We start from the raw sequence: 26,651 nt of genomic DNA, 5'->3' as shown, positions 1-26,651 counted from the left end.
ATGAAATGTTTTTTCCATTTTTTTTGAATTTAGTTATTGACCGAAAACCGAAAAAATAGTTTAATACGCCCCGTTGTCAGGCAGTAGCCAATAACGATAACGCCTCGATAGCTCAGTCGGTAGAGCAGGGGATTGAAAATCCCCGTGTCGGTGGTTCGATTCCGCCTCGAGGCACCATTTCCTCCTTAGTTCAGTCGGTAGAACGGTGGACTGTTAATCCATATGTCGCAGGTTCGAGTCCCGCAGGAGGAGCCAAATTCAGAAAGGCCGCTAAAGAGATTTAGCGGCTTTTTGCTTTCTTTTACTGCTATTTGTTAAAATCCTTAATAATAATTTAGATGAGAAATATTGATCTGATGATTGTTTGATTGTGCTAATTTTTACCGCACTTCTCAATTAGTTTTCTTGTTTTTTCACTTCATCCCACAACAAATCTAACTCAATAAGTGGCACATCATTAACTTGCTTACCTTGTTGTTGAACCGCTTGTTCTACCGCTCGAAAACGACGTTCAAATTTTAAATTTGCTTTCCGCAATGCATCTTCAGGATCACATTTTAAGTGGCGAGCAAGATTGACAGTTGAGAACAATAAATCGCCGATTTCTTCTTCCACTTTATTTTGTTCAATCGAAGTGCGGTTAATTTCAGCGTGAACTTCTTCTAATTCTTCCCGCACTTTGTCAAATACGGGTGAAATTTCTTCCCAATCAAACCCTACTTTTGAACAACGTTTTTGTAATTTTGCCGCTCGCGTAAGAGAAGGAAAAGCACGAGGCACATTATCTAAAATAGAGGTTTCTTCACTTTTACCTTGTTTTTCTTTGGCTTTCATTTCGTTCCAACGGGAAAGGGCTTCTGTTTCGTCCCCAGCTTTTGCATCGCCAAATACGTGAGGATGACGGCGCACAATTTTTTCAGCGATATCTTGCAATACATCATCAAAAGTAAAGTATTTATCTTCTGTAGCAAGCTGGCTGAAGAAAACGACTTGTAACAATAAATCCCCTAATTCTTCGCGTAAATTTGGTATGTCTTTCTTCTCAATCGCTTCGATTACTTCGTAAGTTTCTTCCGTTAAGCAAGGAATCATGGATTGATAATTTTGTTTTAAATCCCAAGGGCATCCGCCATTTGGATTACGAAGTTGGGCAATGAGTTGAATAAAATCTTGAATGGAGTAGCGCATAATTTTATTTCCTTTGATGGAATGTTTTGGATAGTATAACGAAGGATAAAAATGGTGCAAATACCATCGCTTTTTAGGCGTATTTTCTTTATACTTTGCGCATTGAAATACTATTGATAAAGCTGGGAAAAATGGAAAAAATTATTATCGACCACGATCGTTTTCTTCGCACGATTTCGCGTATTTCTCACGAAATTATTGAAAAACATCAAACGTTAGATGATCTTGTGATTGTTGGGATTAAACGCCGTGGTGCGGAAATTGCTGAATTATTACAACGTCGAGTTGAAGAATTAAGTGGTATAAATTTACCCTCAATGGAGCTGGATATCACTTTTTATCGCGATGATTTAACTTTGGTGGATCAGGAAGATAAAATGCCAGTTTATAGTGGTTCATCACAATATTTGAATATTCAAGATAAAACCGTCATTTTGGTTGATGATGTGTTATTTACTGGTCGAACCATTCGAGCGGCAATGGATGCGCTTACTGATTTTGGACGAGCGGCAAAAATTGAATTAGTGATTTTTGTTGATCGTGGTCATCGTGAATTACCAATTCGTGCTGATTACGTAGGTAAAAATGTGCCAACAAGTCGTGATGAACTTGTCCAAGTTCGCACTGAAAAACAAGATGGCAGTTACGAAGTCGTTATATTAGGGAAATAAATTTTGTCTATTGTGAACCTTCAGTAGAATTGTTACTCTAACCAACGTTATTGACTCTTTTTGGATGAGATGAAAATGAAAAAATTTGTTTTAAGATCTTTTTTATTGGCTGCTTTGGGATGTGTCGCTTTCGTTTCTATGGCACAAGCGGAGGAACGTGTCGTAGCGACAGTGGATGGTATTCCTGTATTAGAAAGTCAAGTACGTGCGAATATGGGTAAAAAAGGCGATCGCCAAAGTGCGATTGATAAAATTATTGATGATATTTTAGTGCAGAAAGCAATTCAAGAATCGGGAGTCAAAATTGATCCTCGTGAAATTGATCATATTGTGGAAGACACCGCAGCTAGAAATGGCTTAACTTATGGTCAATTTTTGGATGCACTGGATTATCAAGGTATTTCATTAAATGCATTTCGTCAGCAAATTGCCAATCAAATGATGATGGGGGCTGTACGCAACAAAGCTATTCAAGAAAGCATTGATGTGACGCGTGAAGAAGTTGTCGCACTCGGTCAAAAAATGTTAGAAGAAGCGAAAGAAAAGGGTACGGCACAAAAAGTTACAGGTAAAGAATATGAAGTTCGCCATATTTTGTTAAAACTTAATCCATTGTTAAATGATGCTCAAGCAAAAAAACAATTAGCTAAAATTCGTTCTGATATTATTACAGGTAAAACAACTTTTGCAGATGCGGCTTTAAAATATTCTAAAGATTATTTATCGGGGGCGAATGGCGGTAGTTTAGGTTATGCGTTCCCAGAAACTTACGCGCCACAGTTTGCGCAAACCGTCGTAAAAAGTAAACAAGGTGTGATTTCTGCACCATTTAAAACTGAGTTTGGTTGGCATATTTTGGAAGTAACTGGCACACGTGATGGCGATCTTACATCAGAAGCCTACACACAAAAAGCATATGAACGTTTAGTAAATACTCAATTACAAGATGCGACGAACGATTGGGTCAAAGCATTGCGTAAAAGAGCGAATATTCAGTATTTTAATAAATAACAAAGTATCAAAAATAAAGGGGCTTAATTGCCCCTTTTGTTGTTTTTTATTTTCTCTTTCTTATACCCTATGAAGAAATTTTTAATTGCGATTTTACTTTTAATTTTGATTTTAGCGGGCGTGGCGAGTTTTGCTTATTACAAAATGACTGAATTTGTGAAAACACCAGTAAATGCGCAGGCAGATCAACTTTTAACTATTGAACGTGGCACAACAGGTTTAAAATTAGCCGCACTTTTTGAGCAAGAAAAGTTAATTGATGACGGGAAATTATTGCCTTATTTGCTGAAGTTGAAACCTGAGTTAAATAAAATAAAAGTAGGGACTTATTCTCTTGAGAACGTTAAAACTGTGCAAGATTTGTTGGATTTGCTTAATTCAGGTAAGGAAGTGCAGTTCAATGTAAAATGGATTGAAGGAAAAACCTTTAAAGATTGGCGAAAAGATCTTGAAAATGCACCGCACTTGGTGCAAACCTTGAAATATAAAAGTAACGAAGAAATTTTCACATTACTTGATTTGCCAGATGTTGGTAGAAATCTTGAACTAAAAAATGTGGAAGGTTGGCTTTATCCTGATACTTATAATTATACCCCGAAATCTACGGATTTGGACTTGTTGAAACGTTCTGCCGAGCGAATGAAAAAGGCGTTAAATAAGGCTTGGAACGAGCGTAACGAGGATTTACCTTTAGCCAATCCTTATGAAATGTTGATTCTAGCGTCTATCGTAGAAAAAGAAACGGGCGTGGCTGCTGAGCGAGCAAAAGTGGCATCTGTATTTATCAACCGCTTAAAAGCAAAAATGAAATTACAAACGGATCCAACGGTAATTTATGGTATGGGCGAAAATTACAATGGTAATATTCGCAAAAAAGATCTAGAAATGCCAACGCCTTATAATACGTATGTGATTGATGGATTGCCACCAACGCCAATTGCTATGCCAAGTGAAAGTTCGTTACAGGCTGTTGCGCATCCAGAAAAAACAGATTTTTATTATTTTGTGGCAGATGGTTCTGGTGGGCATAAATTTACCCGAAATTTGAATGAACATAATAAAGCGGTACAAGAATATTTACGTTGGTATCGCAGCCAGAAAAATGCCAAATAAAAGTGCGGAAGAAAATATGAAAGGAAAATTTATTGTTATTGAAGGTTTGGAAGGCGCGGGGAAAAGTTCCGCTCATCAGTCTGTTGTGCAAGTTTTGCATGAACTGGGGATTAAAGATGTGGTGTTTACTCGAGAACCGGGTGGAACGCCATTGGCAGAGAAATTACGCCATCTAATTAAACATGAAACCGAAGAACCCGTGACAGATAAAGCAGAGTTATTAATGCTTTATGCAGCACGTATTCAGTTAGTAGAAAATGTGATTAAGCCTGCTTTAATGCAAGGAAAATGGGTGGTGGGCGATCGTCACGATATGTCATCTCAGGCATATCAAGGTGGTGGGCGCGAATTAGATCCGCATTTTATGCTTACTTTGAAAGAAACTGTATTAGGCAATTTTGAGCCAGATCTCACAATTTATTTGGATATAGATCCGATTGTCGGTTTAGCGCGAGCTCGTGGACGTGGCGAGTTAGACCGTATTGAGCAAATGGATTTAGATTTTTTCCACCGCACTCGAGCACGCTATTTAGCATTAGTAAAAGATAATCCAAAAGCAGTCGTAATTAATGCAGAGCAGACTATTGAACTTGTTCAAGCTGATATCGAAAGTGCGGTAAAAAATTGGTGGAAATCAAACAAAAAATGACCGCACTTTATCCTTGGCTAATGCCAATTTATCATCAAATTGCTCAAACCTTTGACGAGGGTTTGGGGCATCATGCTGTGCTGATTAAAGCGGATTTTGGTTTAGGTGTGGAAAGTTTATTTGATACACTTACACAGAAAATAATGTGTGTGGCTCAAGGCGATAAACCTTGTGATCAATGCCATTCTTGTCATTTAATGCAAGCCCATAGTCATCCTGATTATCACGAGTTAAGCCCGATTGACGGTAAGGATATTGGCGTTGATCAAGTACGCGACATTAATGAAATTGTTGCTCAACATGCACAACAAAACGGCAATAAAGTGGTGTATGTGCAAGGAGCTGAACGTTTAACGGAAGCAGCTGCCAATGCGTTATTGAAAACATTGGAAGAGCCTCGTCCAAATACTTATTTTTTACTTCAAGCGGATAGTTCGGCAAGTTTGTTGGCAACTATTTACAGTCGATGTCAAGTGTGGAATCTGTCCGTGCCTAATGAACAAATGGCTGTTGATTGGTTGAAATCAGAAAGTGCGGCTGAAAATCAGGAAATTTTGACCGCACTTGCGATGAATCTTGGGCGACCGCTTTTAGCCTTAGAAACGTTACAACAAGGGCTGATTGAACAGCGTAAAAACTTCTTACGTCAATTTTGGGTTTTTTATCGCCGACGTTCGCCATTGGAATTGCTTCCGTTGTTTGATAAAGAACGTTATGTTCAGCAAGTGGATTGGATCTTGGCTTTTCTTTCCGATTGTTTAAAACATAAACTTGAAATTGATAGCTATCGACAAGTGGCTGATCTCGGGCGTGGTATTGAACAATTCAGCGATGAGCAAACTGCTCTTGGTTTATTACAAGCAATCAAAATTATGCAAAAAGTGCGGTCAGATTTGCTGACGATTAATGGTGTGAATGTTGAATTAATGCTATTAGATGGCTTGACGCGATTAGTTACAGAAGTGTTTAAGGGTTAATTAATTTACCCAAGGTACAAATTAGGAAAATAATTATGTTTATTGTTGATTCCCACTGTCATTTAGATGCGTTGGATTATGAAAATTTACACAAAAATATCGCAGATGTGGTGGAAAAAGCGTGCGCACGTGATGTGAAACATTTGCTTGCCATTGGTGTGACCTTAAGCCGCTTTGAGCAGGCTTATGACTCTTTACGCGAATTTAATAATGTCTCCCTTGCTTGTGGTGTGCATCCCCTTGATTTTGAAGAAGAACCTTATGACGCAGAACGCTTATTGCGTTTGGTGCAAGATCCGAAAGTGATTGCGATTGGCGAAATTGGATTAGATTATTATTACAGCTCAGACAATAAAGCGGCACAACAAGCGGTGTTTGGTAGCCAAATCGATATTGCAAACCAATTAGATAAACCTGTAATTATTCATACACGTTCGGCAGGCGATGACACCATTGCAATGTTACGCCAGCACCATGCTGAAAAGTGCGGTGGCGTTATTCATTGTTTTACGGAAACCATGGAATTTGCGAAAAAAGCGTTGGATTTAGGTTTTTACATTTCTTGTTCTGGTATTGTAACCTTTAAAAATGCCGAAGCGATTCGTGAGGTTATTCGTTATGTGCCAATGGATCGCTTATTGGTGGAAACGGATTCGCCTTATCTTGCGCCAGTGCCTTATCGAGGAAAAGAAAATCAACCAGCTTATACGAGAGAAGTCTGTGAATACGTGGCAACCCTAAAAGGCGTTTCTGCAGAGGCGTTTGCTCAAATCACTACAAAAAATTTCGAGCGTTTATTTAAAATTCGTGTAGAATAAATGAACAGTTCTGACAAGGGAAAAGTATGCGAAAGTTTTTTAAATATTTCTTATTTATTGTTGTTTTTTTATTCCACGGTTTTATGTTTTCTGTGGTGAATTATGTGTTCCCCCATTATGATGTGACGCGTGTTACTGGCGTAGAAGTAAAACGTGTTGATAAAGATGGGCCAATCACAAAATCGAATCCAGCTGATAGCCCAACACGTGATGTGTATTACATCAATACGCAAAATGATGATGGCAAAATTATGGTGTATCGCAATGAAGATACACGTTGGGGTTTCCCGTTCTACTTCAAATTTGGATCAGCCAATTTACAGGCTGAAGCGCAGGCTTTGGGTAATGACAACAAACTTGTGCAAATTAAATACTATGGTTGGCGTATTACGATGATAGATGAATATCGTAATGCAACCTCAATTAAAGAAATTACTGCTGATGATACACCAAGCAATCCGATTGTTTCGTGGATTTTATATGTATTCTTGCTGGCGACATTATTTTTGTCTATTCAATTTATTCGCGGCTGGTTTGACAGCGACAAGTAATATCCCAAACGGCCGCAAAGTGCGGTCGTTTTCTTTTATATTTTTGAGTAATGATTATGGAATTATTTCATACTATTTTGGCAATTGTGGCTTTAATTTTAAGTAGCGCAGTTGTTTCTTCTGCTGAAATTTCTCTGGCGAGTTCTCGCAAGTTAAAATTGCAATCTCTTGCAAATGAAGGTGACGTGCGTGCGCTTCAAGTGCTTAAATTACAAGAACATCCCGGTCGTTTTATTACGGTGGTTCAAATTTTGTTGAATATGGTGGCGATTTTGGGTGGGGGAATTGGCGAAAGTGCGCTAAGTCCTTACATTGCAGATATTTTAAATCGTTCTTTTGAAGGAAGTTGGATTGAACCAACCGCCTCTACAATCGCTTTTATATTAGTGACTTGTTTGTTTATTTTATTTGCTGATCTTATTCCAAAACGTATTGCTATTACTTATCCTGAAATGGTGGCGTTGCGCGTTGTGGGTATTATGAATTTTAGTATGTATGTGTTTAAACCGCTTGTGTGGTTATTTGATACGCTTGCTAATGCCTTTTTTCGTCTATTTCGCATTTCTACTGTGCGTGAAGATGGCATGACCTCTGAAGATATTTTCGCCGTAGTTGAAGCAGGCGCAGAAGCTGGTGTGTTGAAAACTCAAGAGCATTATTTGATCGAAAACATTTTCGATATGCAAGCCCGTACAGTAACTTCCACCATGACAACCCGTGAAAACATCGTATATTTAGACCGCACTTTTTCTCGCCAAGAAGTCATGGATACGCTTTCTCGTAATTCTCATTCTAAAATTGTGATTTGTGACAATGGCCTTGATAAAATCTTAGGTTATATCGAATCCCATACTTTGCTCACACTGTATTTGCAAAATGAAAATGTGTTGCTGACTGATCCCAAACTACTCCGTAAAGCCTTATTTGTGCCTGATACGCTTTCTCTTTACGAAGTGTTGGAATTGTTTAAATCTACTGGCGAAGATTTTGCCATTATTGTGAATGAATATGCCCTTGTAGTGGGTATTGTTACGCTAAATGATGTGATGAGTATTGTTATGGGGGAATTGGTTTCTAACGAAGAAGAATATATTGTGAGCCGTGATGAAAACTCATGGCTGATTGATGGTGCAACGCCATTAGAAGAGGTTACTCGAGTGTTAGATATTGCTTATTTTCCCGATGAAGAAAACTACGAGACCATCAGTGGTTTTATGATGTATATGTTACGTAAAATCCCGAAAAAGACCGATTCTGTGGTTTACGGAAAATACAAGTTTGAAGTGATAGATACAGAAAACTTTAAAATCGATCAAATTTTGGTGTCTTTAGTAAAAGAGCAGGAGTAGAAGTGCGGTAAATTTTTATCCATTTCTCTACAAAATTATGTTATAAAACCATAAAAATATGAGGTTAAATATGGAACTAAGACAACAAATTCCAACAGGCTGTATTAAGCAATTTGGGCAATTTGGCGTGCCTTATGTGGTTGGCGAGGTTGCGGAATTTTTGCCAGATGGCGATGCGTTGGTAAATATCACATTGTTACAATCTGGAGAAAAAGATATTTATCGCTTATCTCACTTACTTGAAGATCCCGAAGCTGAATAAGGAAAACTATGTACGCGATTGCTTTTGATTTAGTTGTAAAAGACACTCAAGATTATCATCCAAAAGGTGTTCAGCAGGCTTATACAGACATTGGTGCGGTTTTAGCAAAATTTGGTTTTGTTAGAACACAAGGAAGTTTATATACCAATACAAATGAAGATATGGCAAACCTTTTTCAGGCAATGAATGAACTAAAACAGTTGGCGTGGATTTCTCAGTCGGTACGAGATATTCGTGCTTTTCGTATTGAGCAATGGTCTGACTTCACTGACTTTATACGAAGTTAAGCATTTGTTTAAATGGGGCTTATAGGCTTCCTTGCTTAATCCCACGCAGCCAGTATAATGGCTGCGTTTTTATTGGTTCTCAATTAGGTATGACTATGTTTAAAAAAATCTCTGTTTTATTTTTTACGTTAATGTTGGCAGGTTGTTCTTCTTGGTCGTCTATTACTAATTATGTTCCATTTATGGGGGATGATAAAAAAGTGATTGATTTAGATAAAGATAAAATCGATCAGAAATCCTATGCAGCAGCTTATGAAGCGACTGTGGCGACATATAAAGGTCGTGTGAATGAAAATTTCTTTGTAGATAATTTTGCAAGTGGTGCGAATGACTGGTATTTAGGTCGTATTTTAGTTCCTGTGAAACAAATTCAGGATAAACTTTATACAGGCGGTCATGATTCTGATGTATATGCTTATTATAGCGGTGTGTTACATGCGGAAGCATTGCAAGCTAATCTTAAACGTTTGAGTGCAAATTGTTGGGAAAAAGTGGATTCGCAAAGTATGGCGCAAGGTATTTATGATGCGATGCGTGATTTACAAAAAGGCGAAGAGCGCGGAGAAAATGATGAATATATTGTGCAAGGTAGTGAAGTGCTGCTGAAAGCCTGTACATCTAAATAATTGTTTTTCAATAAGCTGCTGGTCGATTTGTTTCATCCGCAGCTTTCTTTTTAAATTATTAAGGAGCAAGAATGTTAGAACTTTCGGAAAGCAACATTCATTTAAATGCTAACGCAGCTGATAAACAACAAGCAATTGAAATGACAGCGTCCGCATTAGTTCAAGCAGACAATGTGGAAAATGGTTATTTGCAAGGAATGTTAGTGCGTGAGTTGCAAACCTCTACCTTTTTAGGCAATGGTATCGCGATTCCTCACGGCACCTTGGATACTCGTTCGATGGTAAAGAAAACGGGCGTGCAAGTGTTTCAATTTCCTCAAGGCATAGAATGGGGCGAGGGAAATATTGCTTATGTCGTGATTGGTATTGCGGCGCGATCTGATGAACATTTGTCTTTGTTACGCCAACTTACTCAGGTTTTGAGCGATGAAGATACCGCAGCGAAATTAGCAAAAATAACTGATATTGCTGAATTTCGCACGATTTTAATGGGCGAGAAAATTGAGCCATTTGAAATTCCTGCTGCCAATATCAGTTTAGACGTAGATACCCAAAGTTTATTAACTTTAGTCGCGATTAATGCGGGTCAATTACAGGTGCAAAGTGCGGTAGAAAATCGCTTTATTTCTGAAGTGATTAATAATGCGGCATTACCGCTTGGCAAAGGATTATGGGTAACGGATTCTGTCGTAGGAAATGTGAAAAATGCCTTAGCATTTAGTCGTGCCAAAACGATCTTTAGCCACAATGGCAAAGCCGTAAAAGGCGTGATAACTGTTGCAGCTGTCAGTGATCAAATTAATCCAACTTTAGCGCGTTTATTAGATGATGAGGTTCAAACAACCTTGCTCAATGGCAATTCAACAGAAATTTTGACCGCACTTTTGGGTTTAGCGTGTGATGTTAAAACTCAATCCGTAGAAGGTGCTGTTGTAGGAACTTTTACAATTCGTAATGAACACGGTTTACATGCTCGTCCAAGTGCAAATTTGGTTAATGAAGTGAAAAAATTCACTTCTAAAATTACTGTGCAAAATCTTACTCGTGAAAGTGAAGTCGTCAGTGCAAAAAGCTTAATGAAGATTGTTGCACTCGGTGTAACGCAAGGACATCGCTTACGTTTTGTGGCTGAAGGAGAAGATGCCAAACAAGCGATTGAATCATTGGGCAAAGCGATAGCCAATGGCTTGGGCGAGAATGTTTCGGCAGTGCCACCGTCTGAACCCGATGCTATTGAGATTATGGGCGATCAAATTCACACACCTGCGGTAACAGAAGATGATAATTTGCCGGCAAATGCCATTGAAGCCGTATTTGTGATTAAAAATGAGCAAGGTTTGCACGCTCGCCCAAGTGCGATATTGGTAAACGAAGTGAAGAAATATAATGCTTCCGTAGCAGTTCAAAATCTTGATCGTAATTCTCAATTAGTCAGTGCTAAAAGCTTGATGAAAATTGTGGCATTAGGCGTAGTGAAAGGGACACGTTTACGTTTTGTTGCGACGGGCGATGAAGCGCAACAAGCTATTGACGGAATCGGTGCTGTGATCGAATCGGGTTTAGGGGAATAGTATGGCAAGCGTCGTAACAATTACCTTAAATACCGCTTATGATTTAGTCGGGCGTTTAAATCGTATTCAACTTGGCGAAGTAAATACCGTAGAAACTCTTGGTTTATTTCCTGCTGGAAAAGGCATTAATGTTGCAAAAGTACTAAAAGATTTAGGCGTTGATGTTGCAGTAGGTGGTTTCTTGGGCGAGGATAATTCAGCTGATTTCGAGCAAATGTTTAATCAGCACGGTTTGGAAGATAAATTCCACCGAGTTGATGGCAAAACGCGCATCAATGTAAAAATTACCGAGACTGAAGCGGATGTGACAGATTTAAATTTCTTGGGATATCAAATAAGCCCACAAGTTTGGCAACAATTTGTGACGGATTCTTTGGCTTATTGTTTAAATTATGACATTGTCGCAGTGTGTGGCAGTTTACCTCGAGGTGTGTCTCCTGAATTGTTTGCTGATTGGTTGCATCAGCTTCATCAAGCTGGCGTAAAAGTTGTGCTTGATAGTAGCAATGCTGCGCTCACCGCTGGATTAAAAGCGAAACCTTGGCTAGTAAAACCCAATCATCGAGAACTTGAGGCTTGGGTTGGTCATCCATTAAAGAGTCTTGAGGAAATTATTGCCGCTGCACAGCAACTCAAAGCGGAAGGCATTGAAAACGTGATTATTTCAATGGGCGCAGAAGGTTCTTTATGGATTAATAATGAAGGCTCGCTCAAAGCAGAACCACCAAAATGTGAAAATGTAGTGAGTACCGTTGGGGCAGGGGATTCAATGGTAGCAGGCTTAATCTATGGTTTTGAAAAAGGTTTATCGAAAGCTGAAACCTTAGCTTTTGCTACGGCTGTGTCCGCTTTTGCAGTGTCTCAAAGTAATGTCGGTGTGAGTGATTTGAGTTTACTTGACCTCATTTTAGAAAAAGTACAAATAACGATGATTGAAGGATAGTATGAAGTTATTTTTAACCCAATCAGCTAATGTAGGCGATGCGAAAGCCTATTTATTACATGAAGTTTTTCGAGCGGCTGCGCAAAAAGCGAATGTCTCTATTGTAGAAACACCAGCCGAAGCAGATCTTGTTCTCGTATTTGGTTCTGTATTACCAAATAACCCTGCTTTAGTTGGTAAAAAAGTCTTTATTATCGGTGAAGCTATCGCCATGATTTCTCCTGAAGTCACGCTGGCAAATGCCTTAGCGAATGGAGCTGGTTATGTTGCACCGAAAAGTGCGGTGAGTTTTACAGGTGTTTCTGGTGTAAAAAATATTGTTGCGGTAACCGCTTGTCCGACAGGCGTTGCGCATACGTTTATGTCAGCCGAAGCGATTGAAGCCTATGCGAAAAAGCAAGGTTGGAATGTAAAAGTTGAAACCCGTGGTCAAGTTGGGGCTGGTAATGAAATTACTGTAGAAGAAGTCGCGGCGGCTGATTTGGTATTTGTTGCAGCAGATATTGATGTGCCTTTAGATAAATTTAAAGGTAAACCCATGTACCGCACTTCAACAGGATTAGCCTTGAAGAAAACCGAGCAAGAATTTGATAAAGCATTTAAAGAAGCCAAAATTTTTGATGGTGGAAATAATTCGGAATCGAAAGAAGAAAGCCGTGAGAAAAAAGGTGTGTATAAACACTTAATGACTGGTGTTTCTCATATGTTACCGTTAGTGGTTGCTGGAGGGTTGTTGATCGCGATTTCCTTTATGTTCAGTTTTAACGTAATTGAAAATACAGGAGTTTTTCAAGATCTTCCCGATATGTTGATGAATATCGGCGGAGGTGTGGCGTTTAAATTAATGATAGCCGTGTTTGCTGGTTACGTTGCATTTTCTATCGCTGATCGTCCAGGGCTTGCAGTTGGTTTGATTGCTGGGATGTTGGCAAGTGAAGCGGGCGCTGGGATTCTTGGCGGTATTATTGCTGGTTTTTTAGCCGGCTATGTGGTGAAAGGGCTGAATGTGATTATTCGATTGCCAGCAAGCTTGACTTCATTAAAACCGATTTTAATTTTACCGCTCTTAGGTTCGATGATTGTTGGTTTGACGATGATTTATCTCATCAATCCACCAGTGGCTGAAATTATGAAAGAGCTAAGTAATTGGCTTACTTCAATGGGCGAAGTGAATGCGATTGTGTTAGGCGCAATTATCGGTGCAATGATGTGTATCGATATGGGCGGACCGGTAAATAAAGCAGCGTACACTTTTTCGGTTGGATTGATTGCTTCCCAAGTTTATACGCCAATGGCTGCGGCAATGGCAGCAGGTATGGTTCCACCAATTGGTATGGCAGTTGCGACTTGGATTGCTCGCAATAAATTCACAGTTAGCCAACGCGATGCAGGGAAAGCATCATTTGTCCTTGGTTTATGCTTTATTTCTGAAGGCGCATTACCATTTGTGGCAGCAGATCCAATTCGTGTCATTATTAGCTCAGTGATTGGTGGTGCGGTGGCTGGTGCGATTTCAATGGGATTAAATATTACATTACAAGCTCCGCACGGCGGATTATTTGTCATTCCATTTGTATCTGAGCCGTTGAAATATCTTGGTGCAATTGCGATTGGTGCTTTATCAACAGGTGTAGTTTACGCTGTCATTAAATCGAAAAACAATGCGGAATAATACCGCACTTTGAATGTAAAAAAGCCGATTCATTTGAATCGGCTTTTATTTTGGAATAGATTTATTTTTCACGATCATCGATGGTTTGTAGTAAATAATTTCCTTCGGCATCAGCAAGACTGCGGAAACCTACATTTGTGATTTTGTAGGGATAGTTTGTTCGATAAGTAAAGTTTTCGTGATGATGTCCGTGGAATACTTGCTTAACCCCCATCTTCATTGCCAAATCATTAATTACTTGGAAACCCATCGGATGTGGCTTAGGAGCTTCGTGACAAATCAACACATCCGCTTGTTGGTTTTCTAAGATTTCAATATCTGATGGAAAAATTGACGTGCGATGACGCAAAGGCACACCGCCTCGCCAGATTTTCTCTTGTGGACTATATTGACAATAATGAATAGGATCAAAAAACATGGGGCGATTTGGCGGAATCCAGATTTGCCCGCGGAATACACCGCCTAATCCCGCAATGCGGGTTCCTTGAATATCAACTACGCGATTGTGTAAATTACGTGATTGCCACTCAGAACCCCAAATTGAATCAAAAGCACTAATGGTTTTGCTATCATGATTACCATGAATAAACCAAATATCACAATGTTGTGCGAGTTTATCCAATTCATCTGCTGTCGTGAGCTGTAAATCGCCTAAAATTATCAGTGCGACATTTTCCTGTTCTTTTATAAAAGGGTAAATGTGATCATAGCTTCCGTGCGGATCTCCAGCAAATAAAATCATTGAGATATCCCCTTTATAGGAAAAGTTGTGTTTTGTAATTCACTGATTTCTTCTTCATTTAACACTTTCTCAATGACGGCTTTAACTTGGTTATAACGTTCAAGATAACTTGGCGATTCAATCTCTATGTAAGGAACTTTATATTTATCTAACAGTTTTTTGAGTAGTTGTTGAAATTGTTGGCGTTGCTTTTGTGAACCTAAGCTACGCAAGCCATCATCCACCCATTCAGTATTATTTTTAAGCAAAATAGTGACATCGAAAGGATATTCTTTAATCATTGAGTCTAAAAATGGGTGGGCTTTTCCTTCATATTGAATACAGAACGCTTGCGTAGTGATGAAATCCGTATCAATAAATGCAATTTTATGTGCATGGCGAACTGCATAATCAATGTATCGTTGATGACCAAGAGCCATTTGCGGATAATCAGAATATTGCATGGCCTGCTCATTGCCACCTAGCTTTTCAAATACAAATTCACGTCCGTATTCCCACGCGGAAGTGGTATTAAATACGGCGGCTAATTTATTCACAAGCACGCTTTTACCACTGCTCTCTCCTCCTAAAATCGCTACCGTTTTGGCAAAGAAAGGACGAACTTCTTTCGGAATAAATTTCCAATATTGGAATGGTGTCGTACGAATTTTAGTGGCGGACACATTAAAGAAAGTGCGGTCAGGATCGACTAACGAAACTTCTAAACCTAAGTATTTCTCGTAAGGTGCTTTATCTTGAGGTTCGCTACTAAATACGATTGAAGGTTCAAAATGTTTTTCATGAAATAGGGTTTTAACCGCTTCACTCCAAGATTGCCAGCCATTTGGATAACTTGGAATACCGTCTTCAACCAAATGATGAATAAAAATCTGATTTTTTTGATATTTGAAAATTTGCTGCATCCAACGCAAACGATCCTGTACGGTTGGCATACGTTTCATTTTACTATCGTAAAACAATTTCAAATCGCGCTCCGTATCACTACACACGATAACGTGCAGTTCATCCACTTTACTGAACGCTTCATAAATCATATTTATATGGCCTGTGTGTACGGGATAAAATTTCCCGAAAATGACACCGACTTTTTTCTCTTTTGCTTTTGACATAATCTGCTCTTGATAGCGTAAGAATTGAGTGTGTTTATTGTAGGATAAATGAAAATATTTTTCACGTTCTGATTTAGTGACTAGGTATTTTGCGTTATACTTAGCGCGCATTCTCAGGGCAGGGCGAAATTCCCTACCGGTGGTAAAGCCCACGAGCGTTTAAAAGTGCGGTCAATTTCAGGCAAGTTTTTTCTGCGAAATTGCCCTGACATTCATTTTTAAAGTCAGCAGATTTGGTGAAATTCCAAAGCCGACAGTAAAGTCTGGATGAAAGAGAATAAAACGAATTGGGTTCCCAAATCGTTCATTTTATTTGCATTTCTCAGCCCTGATTCTGGTATTTAATTGAAATCTCAAATTAGGAAATTACTATGAATCAGTCAATTTTATCTCCATTCGGCAATACCGCTGAAGAACGCGTACTTAACGCAATTAATGCCTTCAAAAAGGGAAATGGCGTATTAGTTTTAGATGATGAAGATCGTGAAAATGAAGGCGATTTAATTTTCCCAGCAGAAACAATCACGCCAGAACAAATGGCAAAATTAATTCGTTATGGCAGTGGCATTGTTTGTTTATGTATTACCGATGAACGTTGCCAACAACTCGATTTACCGCCAATGGTAGAACACAATAATAGCGTAAACAAAACGGCTTTTACGGTGACGATCGAAGCCGCGAAAGGTGTTTCTACAGGTGTATCTGCCGCAGACAGAGTCACAACTATTCAAACGGCGATTGCTGATAATGCACTTCCAACAGATTTGCATCGTCCTGGTCATATATTTCCACTTCGTGCAGCAAATGGTGGCGTACTTACTCGCCGCGGACACACTGAAGCTTCCGTTGATTTAGCTCGTCTGGCAGGATTTAAAGAAGCAGGTGTGATTTGTGAAATCACGAATGATGACGGCACAATGGCTCGCACCCCCGATATTGTAGAATTTGCAAAGAAATTTGGTTATTCTGTGCTTACCATTGAAGATTTGGTTGAATATCGTTTAGCACATAATATTTAATTTTAGAGAGAAAAGTGCGGTTAAAATTTCTATGATTTTCACTGCACTTGTTATATTATATCATTCCATCTTTTTATTTATTTTGGTAACTTTTATGTACAGTACAGTACAGCACAATTATGTCATTAGTTTAACTACTGAACAAAAACGCCGAAAACATATTACAGAAGAATTCGGTAAGCAGAATATTCCTTTCGTATTTTTTGATGCTATCACGCCCGAAATTATTGAAGAAACTGCTAAAAAATTCAATATTACATTAGATCGTTCTCCTAAAGCCAAGTTATCGGATGAAGAAATTGGTTGCGCATTAAGCCATATTGTTTTATGGGATTTAGCATTAGAAAATAATTTAAACTATATCAATATCTTTGAAGATGATATTCATCTCGGAGAAAATGCTAAAGAATTATTAGAAATTGATTATATTTCTGATGATATTCATGTCTTAAAATTAGAAGCAAATGGCAAAATGTTCTTTAAACAGCCACAATCTGTAAAATGCAATAGAAATATTTATCCTATGACAGTGAAACAATCAGGATGTGCGGGATATACTGTTACAGCGAAAGGGGCTAAATATTTACTTGAATTAGTAAAAAATAAACCACTTGATGTAGCAGTTGATTCCCTTGTTTTTGAGGATTTTTTACATTTGAAAGATTATAAAATAGTACAACTTTCCCCCGGTATTTGCGTTCAAGATTTTGTGTTGCATCCAGAGAATCATTTTGAAAGTAGTTTAAAAGAAGGACGAGCTAGAGTACACGGAAATCAACGCAAGTTCTCTATTTTAGAAAAAATCAAAAACGAATTTGGACGAGTAAAAAGAAAAATGTTCGGAAAACAAGTTCCATTTAAATAACAAAAGTGCGGTTAAAAATCTTATTAAATTTTAACCGCACTTTTTTGTTTATTTTACTTCTGGTAAATTTACCGCACCTTTATAGCCTAATTGTCGCCAAGCTTCATAAACCGTTACTGCAACCGAATTAGACAAGTTCATACTGCGGCTATTGGCTGTCATTGGAATGCGGATTTTTTGTTCCAGCGGCATTTCATTTAAAATTGACATTGGAATGCCACGAGTTTCTGGGCCAAACATTAAATAATCCCCAAGTTCAAATTTTACTTGGCTATGTGCTGGACTGCCTTTTGTTGTGAGTGCAAAGAGACGCTTGGGTTTTTCGCTTTCTAAAAAGGCTTCAAAAGTCTTGTGACGTTTGATTTCCGCAAATTCGTGATAATCCAAACCTGAGCGGCGTAAGCGTTTATCATCCCAAGTGAAACCTAGGGGTTCAATTAAGTGCAAGCGAAATCCTGTATTGGCACAAAGGCGGATAATGTTACCCGTATTTTGGGGAATTTCTGGTTCATATAAAACGATATCTAACATAATTTTCTCTCTAATTCTGATATAAACGATAACTCACCATTCCTGTCGTTTTTTCTTTCAATAACGTCCAGTTTTCTGGTGTGATGAGCGGTTTGTCTTTCTCTGTTTCTACGTAAATTAACGCATTGGGTTTTAGCCAATTATTTTCACAAAGCAAGTTAATTGCTTGTTCTGCTAAATTAAAATGAAAGGGAGGATCTAAAAACACCACATCAAAGTGCGGTTGATTTTGTGGCTGTTTTAGAAAATCCAAACTACTTTGATTAATCACTTCAGCCTGTTCTGATGAGCATTTGAGCGTTTGTAAATTCTTTTTTAATTGATTGGCGACGGTTTTATCTAATTCTAAAAAAATCACTTTTTTCGCTTGGCGAGAAAGTGCTTCAAAACCTAATGAACCACTCCCTGCAAAGCCATCTAAACATTCAGATTGGTGGATATAAGGCATTAACCAATTAAAAAGCGTTTCTTTCACTCTATCGCCAGTTGGGCGTAAGCCTTCAGAATTTAATACTGGAAGTTTTCGACCTCGCCATAGCCCAGCAATAATGCGAACCTCGCCCTTTGCATTTGGCGTTTGTATTTTTTTCATAAAGATTCGATTTTTATTGAAAATTGTGCTTAGTTTAGACGATTTTTTGCTAGAATAAACGACATTTTTATCGGATTACAGTTAAGAGAGCATTTTATGGCTGAAGAAAATAAAAAAGGCGGATTTTGGGCATCGTTATTTGGACGTAATAAAAAGCAAGATGAACCTAAAATTGAGCCGAAAATTGAAGAAGAAAAGATTACAGAAGAAAAGATTAAAGATGTCGAGCCGTCTATTGAAAAATTTGAAGCTAATGATTTAGTTGAAGAAGAAAAAATACAGGAAATTTCAACCGCACTTGAGCCAGTCGAAGAAATCATCAAAGCGAAAAATTTAGAAGATGATCTTCAGCCCGTTGTTGAAATTGAAACTCGCGAAAAACCAAGTGAAGGGGGCTTTTTTAGTCGTTTAGTTAAAGGATTACTGAAAACTAAACAAAATATTGGCGCGGGTTTTCGTAGTTTTTTCTTAGGAAAGAAAATTGATGATGAGTTGTTTGAAGAATTGGAAGAACAACTTTTGATTGCGGATATTGGCGTGCCGACAACAAGTAAAATCATCAAAAATTTGACTGAACATGCAAGCCGCAAAGAATTACAAGATGCCGAGCTTTTATATCAGCAATTAAAAGTAGAAATGGCGGATATTCTTGAGTCAGTAGCACAACCGTTAGAGATTGATAGCACGAAAAAACCTTATGTGATTTTAATGGTGGGCGTAAATGGTGTGGGTAAAACGACGACAATTGGTAAGCTCGCACGTAAATTTCAGGCTGAAGGAAAATCAGTGATGCTTGCGGCGGGCGATACTTTCCGTGCAGCGGCTGTTGAGCAGCTTCAAGTTTGGGGAGAACGTAATCATATTCCAGTTGTTGCGCAAAGCACGGGTTCTGATTCTGCATCGGTGATTTTTGATGCGATGCAATCAGCGGCTGCACGCAATATTGATATTCTTATTGCGGATACGGCGGGTCGTTTGCAAAATAAAAATAACTTAATGGACGAACTGAAAAAAATTGTTCGTGTTATGAAAAAATATGACGAAACTGCGCCACATGAAATTATGCTTACGCTGGATGCTGGCACGGGACAAAATGCTATTAGCCAAGCGAAATTATTTAATGAAGCTGTGGGTTTAACAGGAATTTCACTCACAAAATTAGACGGCACGGCAAAAGGTGGTGTGATTTTTGCCATAGCCGATCAGTTTAAGTTGCCTATTCGCTATATCGGTGTAGGCGAGAAAATTGAAGATTTACGTGAGTTTAATGCCAAGGAATTTATTGAAGCATTATTCATTCATGAAGAAGAATAAAAAGAATAAGGAAAAATTGTGATTAAGTTCTCAAATGTTTCTAAAGCCTATCATGGTGCAACGCAGCCAGCGTTACAAGGCTTGAATTTTCATCTTCCAGTGGGAAGTATGACTTACTTAGTTGGGCATTCAGGCGCAGGGAAAAGTACATTACTCAAGCTTATTATGGGAATGGAAAAAGCCAACGCGGGTCAAATTTGGTTTAACGGACACGATATTACTCGCTTGTCAAAATATGAAATTCCATTTCTGCGTCGCCAAATCGGTATGGTTCACCAAGATTATCGTTTATTAACAGATCGTACGGTGGTGGAAAATGTGGCATTGCCATTGATTATTGCAGGTATGCATCCAAAAGATGCGCATACACGTGCTATGGCATCTTTAGATCGTGTAGGATTGCGTAATAAAGCACACTATTTGCCACCACAAATTTCTGGCGGTGAGCAGCAACGCGTTGATATCGCGCGTGCGATTGTGCATAAACCTCAGCTCTTACTAGCAGATGAACCAACGGGTAATTTAGACGATGAACTTTCTTTAGGCATTTTTAATTTGTTTGAAGAATTTAATCGCCTCGGAATGACCGTGTTAATTGCTACTCACGACATTAATTTAATTCAACAAAAACCAAAACCTTGTCTTGTGCTTGAACAAGGTTATTTACGTTATTAAGGAATAATCATGAGCCGACCAACGGATGCATCCTTTTTTGTTCAAACAGCCTATACTTTGCGTGCAGTATGGGCGGATTTATGGCAACGTAAATTTGGCACGCTGCTCACGATTTTGGTGATTGCTGTTTCTCTGACGATCCCAACCGTGAGCTATTTAATGTGGAAAAATTTACATTTAGCGACCACTCAATTTTATCCTGAAAGTGAATTGACGATTTATCTTCACAAAAATTTAAGTGAAGAAGATGCGAATTTAGTGGTAGAGAAAATTCGTCAGCAAGAAGGGGTGGAATCCCTTAATTATGTTTCTCGCCAAGAAAGCTTGAGGGAATTTAAAAGCTGGTCTGGCTTTGGAGAAGAATTGGAAATTTTAGATGATAATCCATTACCTGCGGTCGTGATGGTAAAACCGACGAGCGAATTTAATGTGTCAGAAAAACGTGATGAGTTACGTACCAATTTAAATAAAATCAAAGGGGTACAAGAAGTTCGCTTGGATAACGATTGGATGGAAAAATTAACCGCACTTTCTTGGTTAATCGCCCATGTGGCAATTTTCTGCACTGTATTAATGGCGATAGCGGTATTCTTGGTTATTGGTAACAGTATCCGCTCTGATGTGTATAGTAGCCGATCAAGTATTGATGTGATGAAATTGCTTGGTGCAACAGATCAATTTATTCTCCGTCCTTACCTTTATACAGGGATGATTTATGCTGTATTAGGTGGATTAGCCGCTGCAATTTTTAGTAGTTTTATTATCAGCTATTTTACCTCTGCAGTGAAATATGTAACGGATATTTTTGCCGTCCAATTCAGTTTGAATGGATTAGGCGTTGGCGAATTTATATTCCTATTAGTGTGCTGTTTAATTATGGGCTATGTTGGGGCGTGGATTGCCGCGACAAGGCATATTGCGATGATGGAGAGGAAAGAATAATTGGATATCAAAAGAAAAGCGAATTTCTTAAAAGAAATTCGCTTTTTTAGTTAGAAGTGAAATATTTCGCTGTTGTAGTTTAGGAAGTAAATGGTTATAAGCGTTCTACAATCATAGAAATACCTTGACCACCGCCAATACAAAGTGTAGCAAGCCCAAGTTTTTTATCTTTTTCGATAAGATTGTGCAATAACGTTACTAAAATCCTTGCACCACTCGCGCCGATTGGATGCCCAAGTGCGATAGCTCCACCATGAATATTGGTTTTATTCATATCCAAATTGAGATCTTTGCCAACACCTAAGAATTGTGAGGCAAAGGCTTCATTTGCTTCTATCAGATCGATATCATCAAGATTTATTCCTGCTTTTTTCAATGCTTTTTGCGTTGCTGGAACTGGACCTAATCCCATAACAGATGGATCTACCCCACCGCTGGCATAGCTTCTAATTTTTGCAATGGCTTTTAATCCAAGTGCATGAGCTTTGCTTTCGCTAACTAAAATAAGTGCTGCAGCACCATCATTAATGCCAGAAGCGTTACCTGCGGTGACAGTACCCTCTTTTTTGAAAGCAGGTTTTAATTTAGCTAAACCTTCAGCTGTGGTATCTGCTTTAGGATACTCGTCTCGTGAAACAATAATGTCTCCTTTGCGAGTTTTTACCATAACAGGGACAATTTCCTTATCAAATACACCTAATTGCACGGCTTGAGATGCTAAGGTTTGTGAACGTAATGCGAGTTCATCTTGTGCTTGGCGGCTAATGCCATATTGTTCTGCAATATTTTCGGCAGTAATCCCCATATGATAGTGATTGCTAGCACAAGTTAGTCCGTCTTCAATCATTGTGTCCCTTAATGTGAGATTACCCATTTTGACGCCTTGTCGTACTTTGCTATCTAAAAGATAAGGTGCTTGGCTCATATTTTCCATGCCACCCACAACAACAATATCAGCATCACCACTGATAATAGACTGTGCACCTAATGCGACACTTTTTAGACCAGATCCACATACTTTATTGATTGTTAAAGAAGGGATTTCTTTCTCTATTCCTGCTTTTAATGCTGCTTGACGGGCTGGATTTTGCCCTAGTCCTGCTTGTAATACGTTTCCCATGATGACTTCATTAACTAATGCACTTTCAATATTGGCACGTTTGATGGCTTCTTGTATCACAATTGCACCTAAATCAACCGCACTTACGGAAGATAATGCACCATTAAAGCTGCCGATCGGTGTTCTAACTGCACTAATAATAACAACATTTTCCATTTTTAACTCCTTTTCTATAAGAAATATAAACCAATAATAAAAATTGGTGCGGTGAAGATAAGTGCGGTCATGCAGAAGCCCATAATATCTCTCACGCCAAGCCCTGCGATACCCAGTGCTGGTAATGCCCAAAATGGCTGAGCCATGTTCATCCACTGCTCACCATAGGCAATTGCCATTGTAGACTTACCTAGATCTGCACCTAATGCTTGAGCAGCAGGGATAACAAATGGTCCTTGGATGACCCAGTGACCGCCACCAGAAGGCACTGCAAAGTTAATAAAGGCAGAACTAAAGAAGGTTAATAATGGGAAAGAATCTTTGTTAGCAACATTGATAAAGAATTCGGTGATTAAACCACCTAAGCCTGAATGCTCCATCATTAGTTGCACACCCGCATAGAATGGGAATTGCACTAAGATCCCTGCTGTGCTTCGTGTGGCATTAATAATTGCTCGCATATAGGCCATTGGCGAGCCATGAAGCACAATTCCTGTGATTAAGAAAATAAGGTTTACATTATTAATTGTGAGATTGAATCCGTTTTTGTAGAAATACATACCGAGGTAACTATATCCTAATGCCCCGATTGTATAGGCTAAGAAGCGGCTTTCTTCCATTTTTTCAGCAAGTGTTGCATCTTTATCCAATTTTTTATCAAATGTTGGATCGGGCGCAATAAGTTTTGGATCAATACTTTTTGCTTCGCCATTTTTGGGCATCATCATATAGGTAATGAAAGGCAAGCAAATGACTAAACTTAACGTGATAAAAATATTGTACCCAGAGAAAAGCGTACTAACTGCAGGAATAATACCTTGTGGGTTGCTTTCGCTCACCATTAAATGAGCAACTGGGTTGCCTGGTGTTGCGGCTAAAAGTGGCATTGAGCCTGAAAAACCTCCACCCCATGTCATAAATGCAATATAGGCGCAGGCAATCAGTAAGGCGTAGTCACTGCCTTTTATTCTCCGTGCGACTTCTTTTGCAAACATCGCACCAACGACCAAACCGAAGCCCCAGTTAATGATACAGGCAATTGAACCCATAAACGTAACTAAGACAACACCTTGTGCTGGTGTTTTTGCTATTGAAGCGATTGTAGAAAGAAACTTACGAATTTGTGGTGAGGTTGCAAGAGCATTACCAGTTACGACAATTAATGCCATTTGCATACCAAAACCAAGTAAATTCCAAAAGCCATTACCCCACATATTAACTAAATCAACAGGTGTACTATCGGTTAATCCCCAAGCACAAATGAATGTGACAAAGGTGAGTAACACGGCAAAAATAAGTGGGTCTGGCAGGTATTTACTGACGAATGTCGTCATAAAACGAGAAACGCGACTAATCATAATTAAAGTCCTTTTTGGCTGATTTGCATTTCTTTGAAATCATCGGCAACAATGAAATCGGCTTCTGTTTTGGCTTTAATTGTTTCTAAATCCACATGAGGAGCGTGTTCTTTTAGAACTAATCTGCCTTCAATGAAGTTAAATACCGCCAATTCGGTAACCACCATGGCAACTTTTTTACTTGCTGTGAGCGGTAAAGTACATTTCTTTAGAATTTTTGAGGAACCTGACTTGGCACAATGTTCCATGCCAATAATCACTTTTTTTGCACCCGTCACTAAGTCCATTGCTCCGCCCATTCCTGGTACCATTTTGCCAGGCACCATCCAGTTAGCGAGATTTGCTTCTTGATCAACTTCAAGTCCACCTAGCACACAGGCATCAACATGACCGCCACGAATTAAAGCGAAGGAAAAAGCACTATCAAAAGTAGCGCCGCCTTTTTTAATTCCACAAGGCTGACCACCAGCATTTACTAAGTTTGAATTAGCATTTTCTGGGTCAAATGCAGTTAAACCAAGAAAGCCATTTTCTGATTGAAGTGTAATATTGACATTATCAGGTAAATAATTAACAACCTGTGTTGGTAAACCAATACCGAGATTAACAATATCTCCATCATGTAATTCCATCGCAATTCGGCGAGCGATTAATTCTTTTGCATTCATGGCGTTCTCCTTATTCTGAACAAACAATGTAATCAATTAATGCGGCTGGCGTGATGACTTCATCTGGGGGTAACTGACCGACCTCTAGTAGATTATCAACTTGGGCAATGACAGTTTTGGCTGCTAAAGCAACGAGTGGATTAAAGTTTCTAGCAGATAATTCATAAGCTAAATTGCCATTCATGTCACCTTTTTGAGCATGGATAATGGCAATATCAGCTTTTAGTGGGAGTTCAAGCAAATATTCTTTGCCATCAATTTGAATTTTTTGTTTTCCTTCTTCAACAACAGTGCCGACACCCGTAGGTGTTAAAATACCACCTAATCCAGCACCACCTGCACGAATCCGTTCAGCTAAGGTACCCTGTGGAACGAGTTCTACATCTATTTCACCAGTAATCATTTTTTTACCAGTTTCTGGATTTGTACCAATATGGGATGTAATTAAACGTTTGACTCGATTATTTACAATTAAAGGGCCTACGCCAGTGTCAATAAAGGCTGTGTCATTGCCTATGAGTGTGAGATCCTTTACGCCAGAATCTAAGATTTGTTGGACAAGTTTGGCTGGAGTGCCGATACCCATAAATCCACCAAACATGATGCTCATACCATCATGTAGGTGTTGATTTAGATTATTAAGCTTAAGATGTTTTTGTGTCATAGAGACCTCCTAATAACGAGATTAAAAGAAAGAATATCAACAAATAAGTATCTTATATTTCAAATGGATATGTTTCTTGTGATGATCCTTGATAGGCGATAAAGGAACTAGATTGATATTAAAAATAGCAAAAAAAATTTCGTAAAAGAAATACATCTTTCTTAGGGGGGTATAAGTTATTTTGATAGTGTTTTAAACAATCCTTGTGCTATATTTTATAAAAATGGCAGCCCTTAGGGGGGTGAAAATGATGGATATTAGGCATCTAAGATATTTTGTTTCAATCGTAGATAATGATTTTAATTTAAGCCGAGCGTCTCAAAATTTATATGTGTCTCAACCTGCATTAAGTATGATGATTACGGAGTTTGAGAATCGTGAAAATATTCAGATATTTAAACGGGCATCAGGAAAAATTATTGGACTAACCTTTGCGGGGGAAAATTATTATCGTGATGCAAAAGAAGTGATCAAGCGTTACAATGATATGAGAACAAATCTTTATAAATCAAAAGATTGTAAGAAAGGCACGATAACAATTGGTATTCCTCCCTTAGTTTTATCAGCCGTGTTTTCTTCTGTATTGCCTAATCTTATTCTTAAGAATCCAGATATTAATTTCATTATTAAAGAAATTGGAGCTTATGCTCTAAAGAGTGAACTTCTTTTAGATAAAGTTGATTTAGCCGTGTTGTTATATCCCGAGCGAATATCAAAAAATATTATTGATTCAATTGAAATTCATAGTTCTGAATTAGCCTTATTTCTTTCACCAAAGCATGTTTTAGCAAAAAAACAACAAATCACATGGGCCGATTTACATCACCAGAAAATGGCAATTTTCGATCAAACATTTATGATTCATCATCATTTGAAGGAAGCTTTTGAGCGCAATAATTGTTATCCAGATATTGTTTTGGATTCGAGCTGTTGGGATTTTCTGCTAAGTGCGGTTAAAACAAACAAAGAATTATTAACTATTCTACCGTTACCTATGGCTGGGCTTTATCATTCAAAAGAATTTTTGTGTCGTAAAATCGAAAGTCCTGTTCCGTGGAAAGTGACACTATGTCGTCAAAGAAAAACGGTCTACACACATCTTGAAGAATATATTTTTGATAAATTATTAGAGGCTTTTAGGCCAACAAAATAGCTAAAATAAAAGCTTGCAAATAGGGTTGTCTTTCTATAGAATCTACGAGCCCTTA

The 26,651-nt window shown here is 38.5% G+C and carries 28 protein-coding genes, 2 tRNA genes, 1 pseudogene and 1 riboswitch; of the genes and pseudogenes, 22 read left to right on the top strand and 9 right to left on the bottom strand.

Going from position 1 to position 26,651, the window contains the following annotated elements:
* Nucleotides 1–101: 101 nt before the first annotated feature.
* Both ACPT8O_RS00995 and ACPT8O_RS00990 read left to right on the top strand, forming a co-directional pair.
* Nucleotides 102–177: transfer RNA gene (locus ACPT8O_RS00995), tRNA-Phe, on the top strand.
* 2 nt (nucleotides 178–179) lie between these two features.
* Nucleotides 180–255, top strand: a tRNA-Asn gene (locus ACPT8O_RS00990).
* Nucleotides 256–396: 141 nt separating this feature from the next.
* Here the strand turns inward: ACPT8O_RS00990 and mazG are convergent.
* Nucleotides 397–1,188: a nucleoside triphosphate pyrophosphohydrolase gene (mazG, locus tag ACPT8O_RS00985; RefSeq protein WP_021034676.1), complete on the bottom strand. Its 792-nt coding sequence runs from the start codon at nucleotides 1,186–1,188 to the stop codon at nucleotides 397–399.
* A 131-nt stretch (nucleotides 1,189–1,319) separates the two neighbouring features.
* Here mazG and pyrR point away from each other — a divergent pair, with 131 nt between their 5' ends.
* From pyrR to ACPT8O_RS00915, 14 genes are all read left to right on the top strand, one after another.
* The gene (gene pyrR, locus ACPT8O_RS00980) at nucleotides 1,320–1,859 is read left to right on the top strand and encodes a bifunctional pyr operon transcriptional regulator/uracil phosphoribosyltransferase PyrR (protein ID WP_021034677.1); all 540 of its coding nucleotides are present in this window, start codon (nucleotides 1,320–1,322) and stop codon (nucleotides 1,857–1,859) included.
* 75 nt (nucleotides 1,860–1,934) lie between these two features.
* Nucleotides 1,935–2,870, top strand: coding sequence for a peptidylprolyl isomerase (locus ACPT8O_RS00975; RefSeq protein WP_041175272.1), 936 nt, complete (start codon nucleotides 1,935–1,937; stop codon nucleotides 2,868–2,870).
* Between the two features lie 69 nt (nucleotides 2,871–2,939).
* Nucleotides 2,940–3,983 carry an endolytic transglycosylase MltG gene (gene mltG, locus ACPT8O_RS00970; protein ID WP_021034679.1) on the top strand — a complete coding sequence of 348 codons (1,044 nt, stop codon included), beginning with the start codon at nucleotides 2,940–2,942 and terminating at the stop codon, nucleotides 3,981–3,983.
* A 16-nt stretch (nucleotides 3,984–3,999) separates the two neighbouring features.
* Nucleotides 4,000–4,632: a dTMP kinase gene (gene tmk, locus ACPT8O_RS00965; RefSeq protein WP_041175393.1), complete on the top strand. Its 633-nt coding sequence runs from the start codon at nucleotides 4,000–4,002 to the stop codon at nucleotides 4,630–4,632.
* A complete protein-coding gene (locus ACPT8O_RS00960; protein WP_021034681.1) occupies nucleotides 4,629–5,609 on the top strand; it encodes a DNA polymerase III subunit delta' in 981 nt (326 codons plus the stop codon). The genes tmk and ACPT8O_RS00960 overlap by 4 nt, the downstream gene beginning before the upstream one ends.
* 35 nt (nucleotides 5,610–5,644) lie before the next feature.
* Entirely contained in the window at nucleotides 5,645–6,427 is a 783-nt protein-coding gene (locus tag ACPT8O_RS00955) for a YchF/TatD family DNA exonuclease (RefSeq protein WP_021034682.1), read from the top strand.
* A gap of 26 nt (nucleotides 6,428–6,453) precedes the next feature.
* Nucleotides 6,454–6,978 (top strand): DUF1523 family protein, encoded by a 525-nt coding sequence (locus ACPT8O_RS00950; protein WP_005669286.1) that lies wholly within the window; start codon nucleotides 6,454–6,456, stop codon nucleotides 6,976–6,978.
* Nucleotides 6,979–7,028: 50 nt separating this feature from the next.
* A complete protein-coding gene (locus ACPT8O_RS00945; RefSeq protein ID WP_021034683.1) occupies nucleotides 7,029–8,327 on the top strand; it encodes a hemolysin family protein in 1,299 nt (432 codons plus the stop codon).
* A gap of 70 nt (nucleotides 8,328–8,397) precedes the next feature.
* The gene (locus tag ACPT8O_RS00940; protein WP_012055040.1) at nucleotides 8,398–8,589 is read left to right on the top strand and encodes a DUF5397 family protein; all 192 of its coding nucleotides are present in this window, start codon (nucleotides 8,398–8,400) and stop codon (nucleotides 8,587–8,589) included.
* Between the two features lie 8 nt (nucleotides 8,590–8,597).
* Nucleotides 8,598–8,876, top strand: coding sequence for a virulence-associated protein VapD (gene vapD, locus ACPT8O_RS00935; RefSeq protein ID WP_021034684.1), 279 nt, complete (start codon nucleotides 8,598–8,600; stop codon nucleotides 8,874–8,876).
* 95 nt (nucleotides 8,877–8,971) lie between these two features.
* On the top strand, nucleotides 8,972–9,502 hold the full coding sequence (locus ACPT8O_RS00930) for a hypothetical protein (protein ID WP_021034685.1): 531 nt from the start codon (nucleotides 8,972–8,974) through the stop codon (nucleotides 9,500–9,502).
* A gap of 71 nt (nucleotides 9,503–9,573) precedes the next feature.
* Nucleotides 9,574–11,073 (top strand): fused PTS fructose transporter subunit IIA/HPr protein, encoded by a 1,500-nt coding sequence (gene fruB, locus ACPT8O_RS00925; protein WP_021034686.1) that lies wholly within the window; start codon nucleotides 9,574–9,576, stop codon nucleotides 11,071–11,073.
* 1 nt (nucleotide 11,074) lies between these two features.
* Complete coding sequence (fruK, locus tag ACPT8O_RS00920) at nucleotides 11,075–12,016, top strand: 1-phosphofructokinase (protein WP_021034687.1); 942 nt, start codon at nucleotides 11,075–11,077, stop codon at nucleotides 12,014–12,016.
* 1 nt (nucleotide 12,017) lies between these two features.
* A complete protein-coding gene (locus ACPT8O_RS00915; protein WP_021034688.1) occupies nucleotides 12,018–13,688 on the top strand; it encodes a fructose-specific PTS transporter subunit EIIC in 1,671 nt (556 codons plus the stop codon).
* Between the two features lie 61 nt (nucleotides 13,689–13,749).
* Here the strand turns inward: ACPT8O_RS00915 and ACPT8O_RS00910 are convergent, their stop codons facing one another.
* Together ACPT8O_RS00910 and nadR are read right to left on the bottom strand one after the other, a co-directional pair.
* Nucleotides 13,750–14,430 (bottom strand): metallophosphoesterase family protein, encoded by a 681-nt coding sequence (locus ACPT8O_RS00910; protein WP_021034689.1) that lies wholly within the window; start codon nucleotides 14,428–14,430, stop codon nucleotides 13,750–13,752.
* A pseudogene (gene nadR / locus ACPT8O_RS00905) lies at nucleotides 14,427–15,668 on the bottom strand (multifunctional transcriptional regulator/nicotinamide-nucleotide adenylyltransferase/ribosylnicotinamide kinase NadR); the annotation flags it as partial. The gene ACPT8O_RS00910 and the pseudogene nadR, both read right to left, overlap by 4 nt.
* Nucleotides 15,645–15,822: riboswitch (FMN riboswitch) on the top strand. Its footprint overlaps the pseudogene before it by 24 nt.
* Before the next feature lie 88 nt (nucleotides 15,823–15,910).
* On the opposite strand from nadR, the gene ribB reads away from it, so the two are divergent.
* Together ribB and ACPT8O_RS00895 are read left to right on the top strand one after the other, a co-directional pair.
* Nucleotides 15,911–16,558: a 3,4-dihydroxy-2-butanone-4-phosphate synthase gene (ribB, locus tag ACPT8O_RS00900; protein ID WP_021034691.1), complete on the top strand. Its 648-nt coding sequence runs from the start codon at nucleotides 15,911–15,913 to the stop codon at nucleotides 16,556–16,558.
* A gap of 94 nt (nucleotides 16,559–16,652) precedes the next feature.
* Complete coding sequence (locus ACPT8O_RS00895) at nucleotides 16,653–17,423, top strand: glycosyltransferase family 25 protein (protein WP_041175274.1); 771 nt, start codon at nucleotides 16,653–16,655, stop codon at nucleotides 17,421–17,423.
* A 48-nt stretch (nucleotides 17,424–17,471) separates the two neighbouring features.
* On the opposite strand, the gene trmL is transcribed toward ACPT8O_RS00895, so the two are convergent.
* Together trmL and rsmD are read right to left on the bottom strand one after the other, a co-directional pair.
* Nucleotides 17,472–17,954: a tRNA (uridine(34)/cytosine(34)/5-carboxymethylaminomethyluridine(34)-2'-O)-methyltransferase TrmL gene (trmL, locus tag ACPT8O_RS00890; protein WP_005655559.1), complete on the bottom strand. Its 483-nt coding sequence runs from the start codon at nucleotides 17,952–17,954 to the stop codon at nucleotides 17,472–17,474.
* Between the two features lie 10 nt (nucleotides 17,955–17,964).
* Nucleotides 17,965–18,546 carry a 16S rRNA (guanine(966)-N(2))-methyltransferase RsmD gene (rsmD, locus tag ACPT8O_RS00885; RefSeq protein ID WP_021034693.1) on the bottom strand — a complete coding sequence of 194 codons (582 nt, stop codon included), beginning with the start codon at nucleotides 18,544–18,546 and terminating at the stop codon, nucleotides 17,965–17,967.
* A gap of 96 nt (nucleotides 18,547–18,642) precedes the next feature.
* Between rsmD and ftsY the strand changes: the two genes are divergently transcribed.
* From ftsY to ftsX, 3 genes are read left to right on the top strand one after another with little or no spacing between them, the layout of a single operon-like run.
* Nucleotides 18,643–19,860 carry a signal recognition particle-docking protein FtsY gene (gene ftsY / locus ACPT8O_RS00880; protein ID WP_021034694.1) on the top strand — a complete coding sequence of 406 codons (1,218 nt, stop codon included), beginning with the start codon at nucleotides 18,643–18,645 and terminating at the stop codon, nucleotides 19,858–19,860.
* A gap of 18 nt (nucleotides 19,861–19,878) precedes the next feature.
* A complete protein-coding gene (gene ftsE, locus ACPT8O_RS00875) occupies nucleotides 19,879–20,535 on the top strand; it encodes a cell division ATP-binding protein FtsE (RefSeq protein ID WP_005635730.1) in 657 nt (218 codons plus the stop codon).
* A gap of 9 nt (nucleotides 20,536–20,544) precedes the next feature.
* Nucleotides 20,545–21,477, top strand: a complete 933-nt coding sequence (gene ftsX / locus ACPT8O_RS00870; protein WP_021034695.1) for a permease-like cell division protein FtsX — start codon at nucleotides 20,545–20,547, stop codon at nucleotides 21,475–21,477.
* Nucleotides 21,478–21,571: 94 nt separating this feature from the next.
* Here the strand turns inward: ftsX and ACPT8O_RS00865 are convergent, their stop codons facing one another.
* From ACPT8O_RS00865 to atoD, 4 genes are read right to left on the bottom strand one after another with little or no spacing between them, the layout of a single operon-like run.
* Nucleotides 21,572–22,753, bottom strand: a complete 1,182-nt coding sequence (locus ACPT8O_RS00865; RefSeq protein WP_021034696.1) for an acetyl-CoA C-acetyltransferase — start codon at nucleotides 22,751–22,753, stop codon at nucleotides 21,572–21,574.
* A 14-nt stretch (nucleotides 22,754–22,767) separates the two neighbouring features.
* Nucleotides 22,768–24,111 (bottom strand): TIGR00366 family protein, encoded by a 1,344-nt coding sequence (locus ACPT8O_RS00860; protein ID WP_005652362.1) that lies wholly within the window; start codon nucleotides 24,109–24,111, stop codon nucleotides 22,768–22,770.
* Between the two features lie 2 nt (nucleotides 24,112–24,113).
* Nucleotides 24,114–24,779 carry a 3-oxoacid CoA-transferase subunit B gene (locus ACPT8O_RS00855; protein ID WP_005660145.1) on the bottom strand — a complete coding sequence of 222 codons (666 nt, stop codon included), beginning with the start codon at nucleotides 24,777–24,779 and terminating at the stop codon, nucleotides 24,114–24,116.
* 10 nt (nucleotides 24,780–24,789) lie between these two features.
* A complete protein-coding gene (gene atoD / locus ACPT8O_RS00850) occupies nucleotides 24,790–25,443 on the bottom strand; it encodes an acetate CoA-transferase subunit alpha (RefSeq protein ID WP_041175275.1) in 654 nt (217 codons plus the stop codon).
* 250 nt (nucleotides 25,444–25,693) lie between these two features.
* Between atoD and ACPT8O_RS00845 the strand changes: the two genes are divergently transcribed.
* Entirely contained in the window at nucleotides 25,694–26,596 is a 903-nt protein-coding gene (locus ACPT8O_RS00845) for a LysR family transcriptional regulator (RefSeq protein WP_041175394.1), read from the top strand.
* Nucleotides 26,597–26,651 lie beyond the last annotated feature (55 nt).

Source organism: Haemophilus sp. HN_Hi08, assembly GCF_049824455.1.
In the GTDB taxonomy this organism is placed as follows: Bacteria; Pseudomonadota; Gammaproteobacteria; order Enterobacterales; family Pasteurellaceae; genus Haemophilus; species Haemophilus influenzae_D.
Note: the sequence above shows the minus strand (reverse complement) of the source record. Positions and strands in the feature narration are given on the sequence as shown.

Bases quoted from the DNA above. Each gene is read 5' to 3' on its own strand.
- ACPT8O_RS00960 (WP_021034681.1), top strand. From the start codon at position 4,629: ATGACCGCACTTTATCCTTGGCTAATGCCAATTTATCATCAAATTGCT.
- mltG (WP_021034679.1), top strand. From the start codon at position 2,940: ATGAAGAAATTTTTAATTGCGATTTTACTTTTAATTTTGATTTTAGCG.
- ACPT8O_RS00975 (WP_041175272.1), top strand. From the start codon at position 1,935: ATGAAAAAATTTGTTTTAAGATCTTTTTTATTGGCTGCTTTGGGATGT.
- ACPT8O_RS00855 (WP_005660145.1), bottom strand. From the start codon at position 24,779: ATGAATGCAAAAGAATTAATCGCTCGCCGAATTGCGATGGAATTACAT.
- ACPT8O_RS00915 (WP_021034688.1), top strand. From the start codon at position 12,018: ATGAAGTTATTTTTAACCCAATCAGCTAATGTAGGCGATGCGAAAGCC.
- tmk (WP_041175393.1), top strand. From the start codon at position 4,000: ATGAAAGGAAAATTTATTGTTATTGAAGGTTTGGAAGGCGCGGGGAAA.
- ACPT8O_RS00845 (WP_041175394.1), top strand. From the start codon at position 25,694: ATGGATATTAGGCATCTAAGATATTTTGTTTCAATCGTAGATAATGAT.
- ACPT8O_RS00945 (WP_021034683.1), top strand. From the start codon at position 7,029: ATGATTATGGAATTATTTCATACTATTTTGGCAATTGTGGCTTTAATT.
- ACPT8O_RS00940 (WP_012055040.1), top strand. From the start codon at position 8,398: ATGGAACTAAGACAACAAATTCCAACAGGCTGTATTAAGCAATTTGGG.
- ACPT8O_RS00910 (WP_021034689.1), bottom strand. From the start codon at position 14,430: ATGATTTTATTTGCTGGAGATCCGCACGGAAGCTATGATCACATTTAC.
- ACPT8O_RS00895 (WP_041175274.1), top strand. From the start codon at position 16,653: ATGTACAGTACAGTACAGCACAATTATGTCATTAGTTTAACTACTGAA.
- rsmD (WP_021034693.1), bottom strand. From the start codon at position 18,546: ATGAAAAAAATACAAACGCCAAATGCAAAGGGCGAGGTTCGCATTATT.
- ribB (WP_021034691.1), top strand. From the start codon at position 15,911: ATGAATCAGTCAATTTTATCTCCATTCGGCAATACCGCTGAAGAACGC.
- mazG (WP_021034676.1), bottom strand. From the start codon at position 1,188: ATGCGCTACTCCATTCAAGATTTTATTCAACTCATTGCCCAACTTCGT.
- ftsX (WP_021034695.1), top strand. From the start codon at position 20,545: ATGAGCCGACCAACGGATGCATCCTTTTTTGTTCAAACAGCCTATACT.
- ftsY (WP_021034694.1), top strand. From the start codon at position 18,643: ATGGCTGAAGAAAATAAAAAAGGCGGATTTTGGGCATCGTTATTTGGA.
- pyrR (WP_021034677.1), top strand. From the start codon at position 1,320: ATGGAAAAAATTATTATCGACCACGATCGTTTTCTTCGCACGATTTCG.
- trmL (WP_005655559.1), bottom strand. From the start codon at position 17,954: ATGTTAGATATCGTTTTATATGAACCAGAAATTCCCCAAAATACGGGT.
- ACPT8O_RS00930 (WP_021034685.1), top strand. From the start codon at position 8,972: ATGTTTAAAAAAATCTCTGTTTTATTTTTTACGTTAATGTTGGCAGGT.
- ACPT8O_RS00950 (WP_005669286.1), top strand. From the start codon at position 6,454: ATGCGAAAGTTTTTTAAATATTTCTTATTTATTGTTGTTTTTTTATTC.
- ACPT8O_RS00865 (WP_021034696.1), bottom strand. From the start codon at position 22,753: ATGGAAAATGTTGTTATTATTAGTGCAGTTAGAACACCGATCGGCAGC.
- ACPT8O_RS00955 (WP_021034682.1), top strand. From the start codon at position 5,645: ATGTTTATTGTTGATTCCCACTGTCATTTAGATGCGTTGGATTATGAA.
- fruB (WP_021034686.1), top strand. From the start codon at position 9,574: ATGTTAGAACTTTCGGAAAGCAACATTCATTTAAATGCTAACGCAGCT.
- ACPT8O_RS00860 (WP_005652362.1), bottom strand. From the start codon at position 24,111: ATGATTAGTCGCGTTTCTCGTTTTATGACGACATTCGTCAGTAAATAC.
- atoD (WP_041175275.1), bottom strand. From the start codon at position 25,443: ATGACACAAAAACATCTTAAGCTTAATAATCTAAATCAACACCTACAT.
- vapD (WP_021034684.1), top strand. From the start codon at position 8,598: ATGTACGCGATTGCTTTTGATTTAGTTGTAAAAGACACTCAAGATTAT.
- fruK (WP_021034687.1), top strand. From the start codon at position 11,075: ATGGCAAGCGTCGTAACAATTACCTTAAATACCGCTTATGATTTAGTC.